Origin of the sequence: Mycobacterium hainanense, assembly GCF_041890355.1 — a bacterium.
Lineage (GTDB): Bacteria > Actinomycetota > Actinomycetes > Mycobacteriales > Mycobacteriaceae > Mycobacterium > Mycobacterium hainanense.
In genome coordinates this window covers 1,330,668-1,344,679 of the sequence record NZ_CP169059.1, presented here as the reverse complement: position 1 = coordinate 1,344,679, position 14,012 = coordinate 1,330,668, and the positions used below count along the sequence as shown (strand labels likewise).

The 14,012-nt window shown below is 69.4% G+C and carries 14 protein-coding genes; 8 read left to right on the top strand and 6 right to left on the bottom strand.

Annotation, left to right across the window (positions count from 1 at the left end; translation table 11 throughout):
* Window positions 1-65: 65 nt before the first annotated feature.
* Entirely contained in the window at window positions 66-1,460 is a 1,395-nt protein-coding gene (locus tag ACEL92_RS06440) for a cystathionine beta-synthase (protein WP_374024798.1), read from the bottom strand.
* 69 nt (window positions 1,461-1,529) lie between these two features.
* On the bottom strand, window positions 1,530-2,597 hold the full coding sequence (locus ACEL92_RS06435) for an alpha/beta hydrolase fold domain-containing protein (RefSeq protein ID WP_374024797.1): 1,068 nt from the start codon (window positions 2,595-2,597) through the stop codon (window positions 1,530-1,532).
* A gap of 244 nt (window positions 2,598-2,841) precedes the next feature.
* On the opposite strand from ACEL92_RS06435, the gene ACEL92_RS06430 reads away from it, so the two are divergent.
* Window positions 2,842-3,804, top strand: coding sequence for an SGNH/GDSL hydrolase family protein (locus ACEL92_RS06430; RefSeq protein WP_374026103.1), 963 nt, complete (start codon window positions 2,842-2,844; stop codon window positions 3,802-3,804).
* An 85-nt stretch (window positions 3,805-3,889) separates the two neighbouring features.
* Window positions 3,890-5,107, top strand: a complete 1,218-nt coding sequence (locus tag ACEL92_RS06425; protein WP_374024796.1) for an acetyl-CoA C-acetyltransferase — start codon at window positions 3,890-3,892, stop codon at window positions 5,105-5,107.
* Window positions 5,108-5,251: 144 nt separating this feature from the next.
* Here ACEL92_RS06425 and ACEL92_RS06420 read toward each other — a convergent pair whose 3' ends face one another.
* Window positions 5,252-6,109 carry a Bax inhibitor-1/YccA family protein gene (locus ACEL92_RS06420; RefSeq protein WP_374024795.1) on the bottom strand — a complete coding sequence of 286 codons (858 nt, stop codon included), beginning with the start codon at window positions 6,107-6,109 and terminating at the stop codon, window positions 5,252-5,254.
* 212 nt (window positions 6,110-6,321) lie between these two features.
* Between ACEL92_RS06420 and ACEL92_RS06415 the strand changes: the two genes are divergently transcribed.
* The 4 genes from ACEL92_RS06415 (at window position 6,322) to ACEL92_RS06400 (ending at window position 10,332) form a co-directional block, all read left to right on the top strand.
* A complete protein-coding gene (locus tag ACEL92_RS06415; protein ID WP_374024794.1) occupies window positions 6,322-7,359 on the top strand; it encodes an enoyl-CoA hydratase/isomerase family protein in 1,038 nt (345 codons plus the stop codon).
* A 13-nt stretch (window positions 7,360-7,372) separates the two neighbouring features.
* Window positions 7,373-8,164, top strand: a complete 792-nt coding sequence (locus tag ACEL92_RS06410) for an enoyl-CoA hydratase (RefSeq protein WP_374024793.1) — start codon at window positions 7,373-7,375, stop codon at window positions 8,162-8,164.
* Between the two features lie 9 nt (window positions 8,165-8,173).
* Entirely contained in the window at window positions 8,174-9,952 is a 1,779-nt protein-coding gene (locus ACEL92_RS06405) for an alpha/beta hydrolase (protein ID WP_374024792.1), read from the top strand.
* Window positions 9,953-10,062: 110 nt separating this feature from the next.
* Window positions 10,063-10,332 (top strand): hypothetical protein, encoded by a 270-nt coding sequence (locus ACEL92_RS06400; RefSeq protein WP_374024791.1) that lies wholly within the window; start codon window positions 10,063-10,065, stop codon window positions 10,330-10,332.
* Here the strand turns inward: ACEL92_RS06400 and ACEL92_RS06395 are convergent.
* Window positions 10,329-10,778, bottom strand: a complete 450-nt coding sequence (locus tag ACEL92_RS06395) for a rhodanese-like domain-containing protein (RefSeq protein ID WP_374024790.1) — start codon at window positions 10,776-10,778, stop codon at window positions 10,329-10,331. The two genes, ACEL92_RS06400 and ACEL92_RS06395, sit on opposite strands and share 4 nt — an antisense overlap.
* Window positions 10,778-11,368, bottom strand: a complete 591-nt coding sequence (locus ACEL92_RS06390; RefSeq protein ID WP_374024789.1) for a cysteine dioxygenase family protein — start codon at window positions 11,366-11,368, stop codon at window positions 10,778-10,780. The genes ACEL92_RS06395 and ACEL92_RS06390 overlap by 1 nt, the downstream gene beginning before the upstream one ends.
* A 112-nt stretch (window positions 11,369-11,480) precedes the next feature.
* Here ACEL92_RS06390 and ACEL92_RS06385 point away from each other — a divergent pair, with 112 nt between their 5' ends.
* Window positions 11,481-11,924 carry a lipoprotein LpqV gene (locus ACEL92_RS06385; RefSeq protein ID WP_374024788.1) on the top strand — a complete coding sequence of 148 codons (444 nt, stop codon included), beginning with the start codon at window positions 11,481-11,483 and terminating at the stop codon, window positions 11,922-11,924.
* 92 nt (window positions 11,925-12,016) lie between these two features.
* On the top strand, window positions 12,017-13,096 hold the full coding sequence (locus ACEL92_RS06380; RefSeq protein ID WP_374024787.1) for a patatin-like phospholipase family protein: 1,080 nt from the start codon (window positions 12,017-12,019) through the stop codon (window positions 13,094-13,096).
* Window positions 13,097-13,117: 21 nt separating this feature from the next.
* On the opposite strand, the gene ACEL92_RS06375 is transcribed toward ACEL92_RS06380, so the two are convergent.
* Window positions 13,118-13,987: a patatin-like phospholipase family protein gene (locus tag ACEL92_RS06375; RefSeq protein WP_374024786.1), complete on the bottom strand. Its 870-nt coding sequence runs from the start codon at window positions 13,985-13,987 to the stop codon at window positions 13,118-13,120.
* Window positions 13,988-14,012 lie beyond the last annotated feature (25 nt).

Below are 14,012 nucleotides of genomic sequence, written 5' to 3'. Positions count from 1 at the left end.
GCATTACAGTACCCGAGCGCGCAGCGGCCCGGCGAGACATCGTCGCACGCCGGACGGCCGCGTCGTCAGCGTCGCCGCGGCCCGTCGGAGAGGAAGCCGAGCAGGTCATATCGGGTGATCACCCCGACGGGTTTGCCCTCTTCGACGACCATCAACGCGTCCCAGTCACGCAGCGCCTTACCGGCGGCGCCGACCAACTCCCCCGCGCCGATCATTGGCAGCGGCGGGCTCATGTGCAGCGAGACGGCGTCGGCAAGTTTGGCCCGCCCCTCGAAGACCGCCGACAGCAGCTCACGCTCGGAGACGCTGCCGGCGACCTCGCCGGCCATCACCGGCGGCTCGGCGCCGACGACGGGCATCTGGGACACCCCGTACTCGCGCAGGATGCCGATGGCATCGCGCACGGTCTCGGACGGATGCGTGTGCACCAGGTCGGGCAGCTCGCCGGATTTGCGGCGCAGCACGTCACCCACCCTGGCCTGTTCGGTCGACCCGTCGAGGCGGCTGCGCAGGAATCCGTAGGAGGACATCCAGGCGTCGTTGAAGATCTTCGCCATGTAGCCGCGGCCGCCGTCGGGCAGCAGCACGACGATCAGCGCGTCGGGTCCGGCCTCTTCGGCGACCTTGAGCGCGGCCACCACCGCCATCCCGCACGACCCCCCGACGAGCATCGCCTCCTCGCGGGCCAGCCGCCTGGTCATGTCGAACGAGTCCGAGTCGGACACCGCGATGATCTCGTCGGGCACCGTGGGGTCGTACGCGTCCGGCCAGAAATCCTCCCCGACACCCTCGACCAGGTAGGGCCGGCCGGTACCACCCGAATACACCGATCCCTCGGGGTCCGCGCCGATGATCCGCACGGCACCCCCTGACACCTCCTTGAGGTAGCGGCCCGCGCCGGTGATCGTGCCGCCGGTGCCGATGCCGGCGACGAAATGGGTCACCTTGCCGTCGGTGTCCGCCCAGATCTCCGGGCCGGTGGTGGCGTAGTGACTGGCCGGGCCCTCCGGGTTGGCGTATTGGTCGGGCTTCCAGGCGCCGTCGATCTCCCGGGTCAGCCGGTCGGAGACGCTGTAGTAACTGTCCGGGTGCTCGGGCGGCACGGCCGTCGGGCAGACCACCACCTCGGCGCCGTAGGCGAGCAGCACGTTGCGCTTGTCCTCGCCGACCTTGTCGGGGCAGACGAACACGCACTTGTACCCGCGCTGCTGCGCGACCAGCGCCAGGCCCACGCCGGTGTTGCCGGAGGTGGGTTCGACGATGGTGCCGCCGGGCTTGAGGAGGCCGCTCGCCTCGGCGGCGTCGATCATCCGGACCGCGATCCGGTCCTTCGAGCTGCCCCCGGGGTTGAGGTACTCGACCTTGGCCGCCACAATGCCGGCGCCCTCGGGAACGACGGAATTCAGGCGAACGAGCGGCGTGCCGCCGATGAGCTCACTGATGTGCTGGGCGATCCGCATGCGTTCATCGTGTCAGGCAGGTTCCGGCGGTGCACGACGTGCTTCCCCTCGGCGCCCACAGCGGTTGCGTTAGCCGGTGGCCTCGCGGATATAGTCCCCGATCTGGCGCAGCGACCGAACCGCCTCGGGGACCATCGGCGCGGCCAACTGGAAGTCGTGAATCTGGCCGGGCCACACCCGCACCTCGGCCGGCACCCCGACTGCGGCCAACCGGCTCGCCGCCAGCCGCGCGTCGTGCAGCAACACCTCGGATCCGGAGACGTGGATCAGCGTTCGCGGCAGGCCGGGCTTGATGTGCTCGAGCGGCTCGTAGATCTGCTCGGGTTTCCCCGCGACTTTGTGCTTATCGGCCGCGGTGGCGACCAGCTCGGCCAGCGCGTCGAACGCCCGGTGCGAGAACATCGCGTCGGTGTTGATGTTGGGATGAGCTTGTTTGTCTTCCTTAGCCAGCTGCAGCAGCGGCGAGATCATCACCAGCGCCGCGGGCTCCTCGCCTTCCTCCTGGAGGCGTTGCGCCAGCGTGAGCGCCAGGTAGCCGCCGGCGGAGTCGCCGGCCAGCACGATCTGATCCGGCTGGTATCCCCGCAGCCGCAGCCACTGGTAGCCGTCGCGGCAGTCGTGGAGAGCCATCCCGATCGAGTGCTTGGGCAGCAGCCGGTAGTTGACCACCAGGACCGGCGAATCGGCGAACTGAGACAGCGCCTCGACCAGGCGGCCGTGCGAGTTCGCCCCGCACGTCAGGAACGCGCCGCCATGGAAGTAGACGACCACCCGCCGGGTGCCGTCGGCGGGCAGCACTCCGGGCGCTCGCACCAGCTGCGCCGAGGCGTTGGGCAGCTTCACCGTCTCACGGACAGTGGCAGACACCGGCAGCACCACCCGGGCCGCCAGGTCGATCAGGCCCCAGGGCCAGGGGAAGTTGGGGACGTGGCTGCCGACGGACAGGACCGGCCGGATGGTCACCCGCGACGTCAGGTTGGCCAATCGCGCAGCAACGCTGGGCCCGGATTCGAGGACCTCGACCGGCGTGCCGTCGCTCATCGCGTATCGGCGCGTCTCGGCGCGACGCGCCTTGAGAACTTGATAAGGACGAAGGGCGGTCCGGGGTGAGCCGGATACCTGACCGGGTGCGCTCATGCTCAACACTTCCTACGCCGTCGTAGTGCGACACAGCATGTGACGAGGCAGCTGAGCGTCTGGTTCAGCCGTTTGCTCGAGGCGCTCAGCCAACCCCGCGAACTCAGCTTGACAGCCACTTCTTAAGAGAACATTTAAAGAGTCTGATTCGTTACCAACTTCGAGTCGGGCCGTGACCGGATTGTTGGCCGGCCGACCCCGCAAACATGCAAGCCCATCTAAACTGGAGTCCGTGACCATGCGGGTGCCCCGTCGTTCGGCGATCGCCCTGGCCACCGCAGGCGCCCTCGCCTCGACAGGAACTGCCTATCTGGGCGCGCGCAACCTGCTCGTCGGCCAGGCCACGCACGCGCGCACCGTCATCCCCAAATCATGGGACATCCCGCCGCGCGCCGACGGGGTGTACACCCGCGGTGGCGGACCGGTGGAGCGGTGGCACCGCGGCATGCCCGTCGACCTGCATTTGATGATCTTCGGTGATTCCACGGCCGCCGGGTACGGGTGCGTGAGCGCGGAGGAAGTGCCCGGGGTGCGGATCGCGCGGGGCCTCGCCGAGCAGACCGGCAAGCGAATCCGGCTGAGCACCAAGGCCATCGTCGGCGCCACGTCGAAAGGCGTGTGCGGCCAGGTGGATGCGATGTTCGTGGCCGGGGCGCCGCCGGACGCGGCGGTGATCATGGTGGGCGCCAACGACGTGACGGCCCTCAATGGCGTCAGCCAGTCGGCGCAGCGGCTGGGGCTCAGCGTTCGCAAACTGCGCGCCCGCGGGGCCGTGGTGATTGCCGGCACCTGCCCGGACCTGGGTGTCATCACCGCCATCCCCCAACCGCTTCGGTCGCTGGCGCACGAGCGTTGCTCGCAACTGGCGCGCGCCCAGGCCGCAGCGGTTCGGGCCGCCGGCGGCACGCCGGTACCGCTCGGGCAGCTGCTGACACCGCAGTTCCGGTCGACGCCCCAGGTGATGTTCTCGCCCGACGGATTCCATCCGTCCGCCCCCGCGTACGCGATCGCTGCCGACGCGCTGCTGCGGGCGCTGTGCGAGGGGCTGGGCGAAGAGGTCGACATCCCGCCGCTGGAATTGGCGGCGTCGACGACCCCGCCGGTGCTCGGACAGCGGCACACCCGAACCAGCGTGATGTCGCGGCTGTGGCGGCGCCCGGCGCCTGGACCCGCCCCGTCCTCGTGCCCACCGGTCGGCAACGACTAGATTTGTCCCTAGTCCGTCGGCGTCAAGTCAACGGTTTGTCACAGCGAACTCGCCGGAATCCGGAAGGGATTTGAAGGGAACCGTCATGCCTGAAGCCGTTATTGTCTCCGCCGCCCGCTCGCCGATCGGCCGCGCGATGAAGGGGTCGCTGGTTTCCATGCGGCCCGACGACCTGGCCGCCCAGATGGTGCGCGCGGCGCTGGACAAGGTCCCCGCACTCAACCCCCATCAGATCGACGACCTCATCCTGGGCTGCGGCCTGCCCGGCGGCGAGTCCGGCTTCAACATGGCGCGGGTCGTCGCCGTCGAGCTCGGCTACGACTTCCTGCCCGGCACCACCGTCAACCGGTACTGCTCCTCGTCGCTGCAGACCACCCGGATGGCGTTCCACGCCATCAAGGCCGGCGAGGGCGATGCGTTCATCTCCGCCGGCGTGGAGACCGTGTCCCGGTTCGGCAAGGGCAACTCCGACTCATGGCCCGACACCAAGAACCCGTTGTTCGACGAGGCCCAGGAGCGGACCGCCGCCGCGGCGGGCGGCGCCGATGAATGGCACGACCCGCGGGCCGACGGGAACCTGCCCGACGTCTACATCGCGATGGGTCAGACCGCCGAGAACGTCGCCATCCTCACCGGCATCAGCCGCGAGGACCAGGACCACTGGGGCGTGCGCAGCCAGAACAGAGCCGAGGAGGCCATCAAGAGCGGCTTCTTCGAGCGGGAGATCACCCCGGTGACCCTCCCCGACGGCACCACCGTCACCACCGACGACGGCCCGCGCGCCGGCACCACCTACGAGAAGGTCAGCGAGCTCAAGCCGGTGTTCCGGCCCAACGGCACGGTGACCGCGGGCAACGCGTGCCCCTTGAACGACGGCGCGGCAGCGCTGGTGATCACCAGCGACACCAAGGCCAAGGAACTCGGCCTGACGCCGCTGGCGCGCATCGTGTCCACCGGCGTCAGCGGCCTGTCGCCGGAGATCATGGGGCTCGGCCCCATCGAGGCGTCCAAGAAGGCGCTGGCGCGGGCGGGGATGTCGATCAACGACATCGACCTCTACGAGATCAACGAGGCCTTCGCGGTTCAGGTGCTGGGCTCGGCGCGCGAGCTGGGCATGGACGAGGACAAGCTGAACGTGTCCGGCGGGGCGATCGCGCTGGGCCATCCGTTCGGCATGACCGGCGCTCGGATCGCGACCACGTTGATCAACAACCTGCAGACGCACGACAAGACGTTCGGCCTGGAGACCATGTGTGTCGGTGGTGGGCAGGGCATGGCGATGATCATCGAGCGGCTCAGCTGAGCGCCCTATTACCGCGGCTGGTCGTCGCACGTGCGCCCATGGCTGCGACACGCCGAGAAGGCCCGCCGTGAGCGCACGCGCGACGGAGCCCGGCACGAAAAGACCGGCACGCCCATGGCGTGCCGGTCTTTTCGTTTGACGGAGCTAGTCGTTCTGCAGGTAACTGAGCAGACGCAGGATTTCGATGTACAGCCAGACCAGCGTCACGGTCAGGCCCAGCGCGATGCCCCAGGCCGCCTTGTCCGGCGCCCCGGCCCGCACCATCTGGTCGGCCGCGTCGAAGTCGATCAGGAAGCTGAACGCGGCGATCGCGATGCACACCAGCGAGAAGATGATGGCGATCGTGCCGCCGCTGCGCAGGCCCAGGCCGGTGCCGCCGTTGACGTGGAACATGGCCAGCACGAAGTTGCCCAGCATCAGGAACAGCACGCCGAACATGGCGGCGACCAGCATCCGAGTGAACTTCGGCGTCACCCGGATGGCGCCCGTCTTGTAGACGACGAGCATGCCGAAGAACACCCCGAAGGTGCCCAGGACCGCCTCCCCGATCAGCGCGCCGGCGTTGGCGTGCGAGACGGAGAAGTTGGCGAAGACGAACGAGATGGCGCCCAGGAACAGCCCCTCGAGCACGGCGTAGCTCAGCACGATCGCCGGGCTGTCCTGCTTGCGGCCGAAGGTCGCGACCAGCACCAGCCCCAGGCCGCCGAGCGCGCCGACCATGGTCAGCGGCATCGCCAGCGCCAGGTTGGACGCCACCAGGAAGTAGGAGACCACAGCGGACACCGCCAGCACGGCCAGCGTGATGCCGGTCTTGGTGACGACGTCGTCGATGGTCAGCGGACGCGAAGCCCTGGCCTCCTGGTACGGAGCTTGGTAGGGCGCCGCGTAGGGGTCGGCTCCATAGCCATAGCCCTGCGCCGGGGGCGCGCCCCTGCCGAATTGCGCGTACCCGCCCTGCTGCTTGGGCAGCGAACGAAATACCGGGTTGCTTGTCTCCCGCACCGTCGGATCCTCTCTATTGGCATCGAGCTGTGCGAACACAATTTCAACGAGCAGCGTTCCGTCCGGGTTCCCAGCGGAGCTGGGCATTTTCCGGCGCCTCGAGCCTTTGCTGCTGGCGTCCGGTTAAAGATAACCCTTACCCGCAGGTATGGCGCCGGTCGTCACGATCTAGATTTTTCGTCGAGGGTGACCCGGCGATGGGAGGTTAGGGCGTGACCGACGAATCCGATGAGGTTCTCACCCGCATCGACGGCGACGTCGGTCTGATCACGCTCAACCGCCCCAAGGCGATCAACTCGCTGAATCAGCGGATGGTGGACGCGCTGCGCGCCGTCCTCACCGACTGGGCGGACGACGACGCCGTGCGCGCCGTGGTGCTCTCCGGTGCCGGGGAGCGCGGGTTGTGCGCCGGGGGCGACGTGGTCTCCATCTACCACAGCGCGCGCAAGGACGGCGTCGAGGCGCGGCGATTCTGGCGCGACGAGTATCTGCTCGACGCCCAGATCACGGATTTCGCCAAGCCGTACGTGGCGCTGATGGACGGCATCGTGATGGGCGGCGGGGTCGGCGTCAGCGCGCACGCGAACATCCGCGTGGTTACCGACACCTCGAAGATCGCGATGCCCGAGGTCGGCATCGGCTTCGTCCCCGACGTGGGTGGGGCGTTCCTGCTGTCCCGGGCGCCCGGCGGGCTGGGTCTGCACGCCGCGCTGACCGGGACGCCGTTTTCCGGGGCCGACGCGATCGCGATGGGATTCGCCGACCACTACGTGCCGCACGCGGATCTCGAGGCGTTCACCCGGGCGGTCGTCGCCGATGGCGTGCAAAGCGCGCTCGCCAAGCACGCCGTCGAGCCGCCGCCGAGCGAGCTTGCGGCCCAACGCCCGTGGATCGACGATTGCTACGCGGGGGACACGGTCGAAGACATCGTCGCCGCGCTTCGCGGGCACGCCGCCGGCCCGGCCAATGACGCGGCCGACCTGATCTCCACCCGCTCGCCGATCTCGTTGTCGGTGGCGCTGGAGGCCGTCCGGCGCGCCGCCAAACTCGAGACGGTGAAAGACGTTCTGGTTCAAGACTATCGGGTGTCGTCGGCGTCGCTGCGGTCGCACGACCTGGTGGAAGGCATCCGGGCGCAGTTGATCGACAAGGATCGCAACCCGAAGTGGTCGCCGGCGACGCTGGACGCGGTGAGCGCCGCCGACGTCGAGGCGTACTTCACCCCGGTCGACGATGACTTGAGTTTCTAGAAAGGCGATTTGGATGACAGACCCCACTGCCAACAGCTACGAAACCATCCTGGTCGAACGCGACGGGCGAGTCGGCACCATCACCCTGAACCGGCCCAAGGCGCTCAACGCGCTGAACACCCAGGTGATGAACGAAGTCACCAGCGCCGCAACCGAGCTCGACAACGACCCCGGCATCGGGGCGATCATCATCACCGGTTCGGCCAAGGCATTCGCCGCCGGCGCCGACATCAAGGAGATGGCCGGCCTGACGTTCGCCGACGCGTTCGACGCCGACTTCTTCGGCGCCTGGGCCAAACTGGCCGCCGTGCGCACGCCGACCATCGCCGCGGTGGCCGGGCACGCGCTCGGCGGCGGCTGCGAGCTCGCCATGATGTGCGACGTGCTGATCGCCGCCGATACCGCGAAGTTCGGCCAGCCCGAGATCAAACTCGGCGTGCTCCCGGGCATGGGCGGTTCGCAGCGCCTGACCCGCGCCATCGGTAAGGCCAAGGCCATGGACCTCATCCTGACCGGGCGCACCATCGACGCCGCCGAAGCCGAACGCAGCGGCCTGGTTTCCCGCGTGGTGCCGGCCGACGATTTGCTGACCGAGGCCAAGGCCGTCGCCACCACCATTTCGCAGATGTCACGCTCGGCGGCCCGGATGGCCAAGGAGGCCGTCAACCGCGCGTTCGAATCCACCCTGTCCGAGGGCCTTCTCTACGAACGTCGGCTCTTCCACTCGACCTTCGCGACCGAGGACCAGTCCGAGGGCATGACGGCGTTCATCGAGAAGCGCCCGCCGAACTTCACCCACCGCTAGGACGCGCCCGTGAGCGAACCGGTTTCCGCGACACCCACCGAGGCAGACCAGGACCCGGCGAACGTCGTCGAGGAGCCCGCGGCCGCGAAGCCGGGCGTCGCGCCGCGACCGGCACCCGGGTCGCGAGCCGGGCGCGCCCCGACCCTGCCATGGACCGAAAAGCCTTGGTGGGTGCGGCATTACACGTTCACCGGCACCGCTGTCGGGGTGATCTTCATCTGGCTGTCGCTGACGCCGTCGCTACTGCCCCGCGGCCCGCTGTTCCAGGGGCTGGTCAGCGGGCTCTCCGGCGCCATCGGCTACGGGCTGGGTGTCTTTTCGGTCTGGCTGGTGCGGTTCATGCGCGAAAAGGATCACAGCCCACCGGCCCCCTCCTGGGCATGGAAGGTGCTGATCCCGGTCGGCGTGGTGGGCCAGGTCCTCATGGCGATCTGGTTTCACGTCTGGCAGGACGACGTGCGCAACCTGATGGGCGTGGAGCACCTGAAGTGGTACGACTACCCGCTGGCCGCGGTGCTGTCCCTGGTGGTGTTGTTCGCGGTGGTCGAGCTGGGTCAATTCACCCGCTGGCTGGTCGGATTTCTGGTCGGTCAGGTGGACCGGTTCGTGCCGTTTCGGCTCTCGGCGACCATCGTGGTCGTGACCCTGGTGGTCCTGACCATCACCGTGCTCAACGGCGTCGTGCTCAAGTTCGCGATGCGCACCATGAACAACACGTTCGCCTCGGCGAACGATGAGATGAATCCGGACACCGCTCCCCCGAAGACCCCGCTGCGATCGGGCGGCCCGGAGTCGCTGGTGTCGTGGGAGTCGCTGGGCCGCGAGGGCCGCCTCTTCGTCGAGGGCGGTCCGAATGTCGCCGATCTGACCGCGTTCAACGGAGCGCCGGCAACCGAGCCGATCCGGGCCTACGCCGGATTGGACTCGTCGAAGGGCATCACGGCCTCCGCGGAGCTGGCGGCACAGGAGTTGGCGCGCACCGGCGGGCTGCAGCGCGCCGTCGTCGCGGTGGGCACCACCACCGGTACCGGGTGGATCAACGAGGCGGAAGCCTCGGCGCTGGAATACATGTACAACGGCAACACCGCGATCGTGAGCATGCAGTATTCGTTCCTGCCGAGCTGGCTGTCGTTCCTGGTGGACAAGGAAAACGCCCGGCACGCCGGGCAGGCGCTCTTCGAGGCCGTCGACAAGCTGATCCGCCAGATGCCCGAGGGCAACCGGCCCAAGTTGGTCGTGTTCGGCGAGAGCCTGGGATCGTTCGGGGGCGAGGCGCCGTTCCTGAGCCTGAACAACGTGCTGGCGCGCACCGACGGGGCGTTGTTCAGCGGGCCGACCTTCAAAAACACCATCTGGACCGATCTGACGTCGACACGTGACAATGGATCCCCGGAGTGGTTGCCGATCTACCAGGACGGGCGGTATGTCCGATTCGTCGCCCGCGCAAAGGATTTGACCCGCCCCAACGCGCCGTGGGATCACCCGCGGGTGGTGTATCTGCAGCACGCGTCGGACCCCATCGCCTGGTGGACGCCAGACCTGTTGTTCAGCAAGCCGGACTGGCTCAACGAGCCGCGCGGCTATGACGTGCTACCGCAGACGCGCTGGATTCCGGTCGTCACGTTCCTGCAGGTGTCGGCCGACATGGCGGTGGCGGTGGACGTACCCGACGGTCATGGCCACCACTACGTAGCCGACGTCGCCGACGGCTGGGCGGCGGTGCTGCCACCGCCCGGCTGGACGCCGGACAAGACCGCCAAGCTGCGTCCGCTGCTGCATGCCGACTGAGGGCAAACGTCCGCCGCCGGGCTTACATGAAAGTAACAACGACGTGACCGATCGGCCGCCCGTCCGGTGAAACATTTGAACTGCATATGAGCCCTTGAAAGGAGCAGTCAATGACGACTCGGGCCGGCCCTCTCGCCTTCCGTAACGCTGTCCCGAACTTCGTGATGGCGGGCGCGCTGATCGTGGTCCCGCCGGCCGCGCTCTGCGTGCCGGAACACACCGCGCCGAACGCGGTGGCCGGTGCGCTCCGGACGCCCCTCTCGGTGGACACGCCCGCACCTGCCCCCACGCCGACGCCCAGTCCGTCGGTGAGCAGCGGCGGGGCCGACTACTACTGCGGCGGCTGCGACGGTGGCGGCGGCGGAGGAGGTGGAGGCTAAAGCCAACGCCGGCTCGGGGTGCCGGAGTTGGCGAGCACCCCGGGACCGGCTTCCACCGGCGCGGAACCGGAAAGCTGTTCCAGCACACCGGAACCCGCGAGGGCGTGATACCCGCCGATGACGTCGGTGGCGCGGTGCAGGCCGATGTCCAGCAGCGCGGCGGCTGCGAGGCTGGAGGTGTAGCCCTCCGAGCACACGATCACCCATTCGACGTCGTCGCCGACGGCCTCGGGCAGCCTGGCCTTGCTGGTGGGGTCGCACCGCCACTCCAAGACGTTGCGTTCGATCACCAGCGCGCCGGGGATCTCGCCCTCGCGGAAGCGCTGGGCCTGCGGCCGGATGTCGACGAGCACCGCCCCACGCCGCAGCGCGTCGGGCACTTCGGCGGCGGGAAGGCGACGGAGGCGCCGCCGGGCGGATCTCAGCACAACGTCGATGCGGCTCATCACGGTCCTTCCGGTTGATCGGTCAGCTCGGTGCGCTGGCGGCGCAGCCGATTTCGGCCGGTGACCTCGTAGTAGGACATCGCGGTCAGCGGCGGCGAATAGGCGTGCACGCTCAGCGACGGACGCACCGGCCCGCGGTTGGCGCCCGCCAGGCCCGAGACCGGCACAGAAACGGGCCGGGGCGCCCACACCACGTCGTGCACCCAGCCCAGCGGGAACCCGGCCTGGTCGCCGGCGTCCAGCCGCCGCTGCCGCAGGGCGCGGCCGTCCCAGCGGAATTCGTTGAGCGAGCCGGACACCACCGTCAGCGCCCCCAGCGATCCACCGTGATCGTGCAGTTCGGTGTGGTGACCGGGCACCCAGCTGATCAGCCAGACATCCAGTTCCTCGTCGCCGTGGATGCGCGTGAACCAGCGCCGCGTCTGCGGTATCCCGCCCGGGGGCAGCAGGTGGTCACAACGCCCGCTCAGCACGTCGTCGGCGGCCTGGTCGGTGGCGTGCATGAGGTCGGGCACCCGCAGGCGGGTCGGTCCCGACGATGGGGACGAGACGTGGCGCAACGCAGCCGGGGCGGCGAGGGGCACAGACATTGGGGAGCTCCAGAGAAAACGGATCGGACGGGCGGCGGCGTCTTACGGCCGACAACACTCGCAAAATCCGAAGCGCTCCATCACGGCCGCCAGTGTTGCATAGATTGGGAGGGTGCGCCGGTGCGCTTGTCGACCCCTGCTGTGCGGCACGCTCGCCGTGGCGGCCAGTCTGTTGGCGGTCGCGGGATGCTCCGCTGACCACCCGAGCGGCCGGCCCGCGTCCTCGTCGACGCGGCCGGCGACCATTCCCAATGGCCCCGGCGCGGCTCCCCCGGGCGCCGTCGGGCTTTCCCCGGCGGGCGTGACGACCCGGGTCGACGTGCCCGCGGATTCGACCGAGGAAGAGTATTACCAGGCCTGTCACGCCGCGAAAGTCTGGATGGATGCCCAGCCCAGGACCGGTCAGTCGCTGTTCGAGCCCTACCTGGCGATGCTGCAGGCCGCGCCGTCGGGCACCCCGGGCAGCTGGAACGCCCGCTGGGCGGATCTGACGCCGGCCCGGCAGGCGGCCGTGCTCACCGCCGCGCGTGCCGCCGCCAACGACGAATGCGGCTAGCGCGTCCGAATCACCCGGACAATTGAATTCACGGGTAGAAAAAGCCGCCGGCCCGGCCGGTGCGGGCCGGTGCCGCCGCGCAGAATGAAGGGATGCCGGACGGACCCGCCACAGCGGTTGGACGCCGACCGTCGCCGACCCGGGTGGCGTTGGCGCTGGGCAGTGGCGGGGCGCGCGGGTACGCCCACATCGGGGTGATCGAGGCGCTACGCGCCCGGGAGTACGAGATCGTGGGCATCGCGGGCTCGTCGATGGGCGCCCTGGTCGGCGGCCTGGAGGCGGCCGGGCGCCGCGACGAGTTCGCCGATTGGGCGAAGTCCCTGACCCAGCGCACCATCCTGCGGCTGCTTGATTTCTCCATCAGCGCGGCAGGGGTGATGCGCGCCGAGAAGATCCTCGATGCCGTGCGCGACATCCTCGGCCCGGTCGCCATCGAGCAGTTGCCCATCCCCTTCACCGCGGTGGCGACCGACCTGGTGGCCGGCAAGTCGGTGTGGTTTCAGCGCGGCCCGGTCGACACCGCGATCCGCGCCTCCATCGCCATCCCCGGCGTGATCGCCCCGCACGAGGTCGACGGGCGGCTGCTGGCCGACGGCGGCATCCTGGACCCGCTGCCGATGGCGCCCCTGTCGGCGGTCAACGCCGACGTGACCATCGCGGTGAGCCTCAGCGGCAGCGAGGCGATCGCCAACCGCGACACGGAGTCCGGGGTCACCGCCGAGTGGCTGAACCGCATGGTGCGCAGCACCTCGGCGCTGCTCGACACCACGGCCGCGCGTTCGCTGCTCGATCGGGCGAGCGCGCGGGCGGTCCTGGGCAGGTTCGGCGGGTCCACCGGTGACGCGGAAAGCTGGCCGGACGATGCGGACGTCGAAGAGAACGCGGCCGACGACGAGGTGGCCGGTGAATTGGTCGACGCCGCACCGGAAGTCCCTAAACTGGGCAGCTTCGAGGTGATGAACCGGACGATCGACATCGCCCAGGCCGCGCTGGCGCGCCACACGCTGGCCGTCTACCCGCCCGACTTGTTGATCGAGGTTCCGCGGTCGATCTGCCGGGGCCTCGAGTTTCACCGTGCGGCGGAGGTGATCGGCGTGGGTCGCGCGCTGGCGGACGAGGCGTTGGACGCCTTCGAGAACGACCGCGCCGCGCCGCCCGCGATCGAGGGTTGAAAACCGCCCTGCGGCAACGGATTAGACGCCGAGGAAGCGCGCGACGGCAGCGGCCTCGCGGCGGCCCTGCTCGCGTCCGGCCAGTGCCGACGCGACGCGGCAGGCGGGATCCAGCGGATTGGGCCCGAAGGCCGCCAGCGAGCCTGAGTCGGCGAACATCGCGAACGTCGCGCCGGCGAAGGCGGAGATCTCGGCGGCCGGGCCGGCGCCGAACGGCGACGGCGTGTCCGCGCCCGAGGGCACCAGCACCGCCGCCGCGTCGCAATCGGCGGCCACACCGAGGTTGACCAAGCTGGCCACCCCGCCGTCCATGTAGCGGCGGCCGGCGATCGCCACCGGCGGCCACGCCCCTGGCACGGCGCAACTGGCCGCCACCGCGTCGACGAGGTCGACACCGGACTCGCGATCGAAAACGGTCAATTCGCCGGTGGCAACGTCGATTGCGGTGACCCGCAGCGCCCGGTCGGGCCAGTCGTGGGATGGCAAGCGCTGCGCGATGACGCGGCGGCGCACCGGCGGCGGAACGGTTTCGGTCGCGAGCGCCACGGCGCCGATCCGCTGCATCTGCTGCCGGGTCCGGTCCGACGGGTCCGCGCAGGGCTCGGCCAAGGCCTTCAGGAACATTTCGGTGATCGTCTCGACGTCGACTCCGGAGTCGATCTCGGCCGACGCCTCGGCGACCTGCCGGTCGAAGAGCTCAGCAAGCGGGGCGCCACTCCCGATCTGCGCGGCGACCGTCGACCCCGCGGAGGTGCCCACCAGCACCTCGGAATCCAGCAACAGCCCGGCCGCCGCAGGTGATTCGTCGGCAATGCCGCGCAAAATGCCTGTCTCCCAGGCGATTCCCGCTATCCCCCCACCGCCCAGTACAAGCGCCCGTCTGGTTGTCACGCCCACCCACTCTGCCAGGCCGGCA

Excerpts from the sequence above, each read along its gene's own strand:
- ACEL92_RS06425 (WP_374024796.1), top strand. The coding sequence starts at position 3,890 with ATGCCTGAAGCCGTTATTGTCTCCGCCGCCCGCTCGCCGATCGGCCGC.
- ACEL92_RS06440 (WP_374024798.1), bottom strand. The coding sequence starts at position 1,460 with ATGCGGATCGCCCAGCACATCAGTGAGCTCATCGGCGGCACGCCGCTC.
- ACEL92_RS06395 (WP_374024790.1), bottom strand. The coding sequence starts at position 10,778 with ATGAGCCGCATCGACGTTGTGCTGAGATCCGCCCGGCGGCGCCTCCGT.
- ACEL92_RS06410 (WP_374024793.1), top strand. The coding sequence starts at position 7,373 with ATGACAGACCCCACTGCCAACAGCTACGAAACCATCCTGGTCGAACGC.
- ACEL92_RS06435 (WP_374024797.1), bottom strand. The coding sequence starts at position 2,597 with ATGAGCGCACCCGGTCAGGTATCCGGCTCACCCCGGACCGCCCTTCGT.
- ACEL92_RS06400 (WP_374024791.1), top strand. The coding sequence starts at position 10,063 with ATGACGACTCGGGCCGGCCCTCTCGCCTTCCGTAACGCTGTCCCGAAC.
- ACEL92_RS06390 (WP_374024789.1), bottom strand. The coding sequence starts at position 11,368 with ATGTCTGTGCCCCTCGCCGCCCCGGCTGCGTTGCGCCACGTCTCGTCC.
- ACEL92_RS06380 (WP_374024787.1), top strand. The coding sequence starts at position 12,017 with ATGCCGGACGGACCCGCCACAGCGGTTGGACGCCGACCGTCGCCGACC.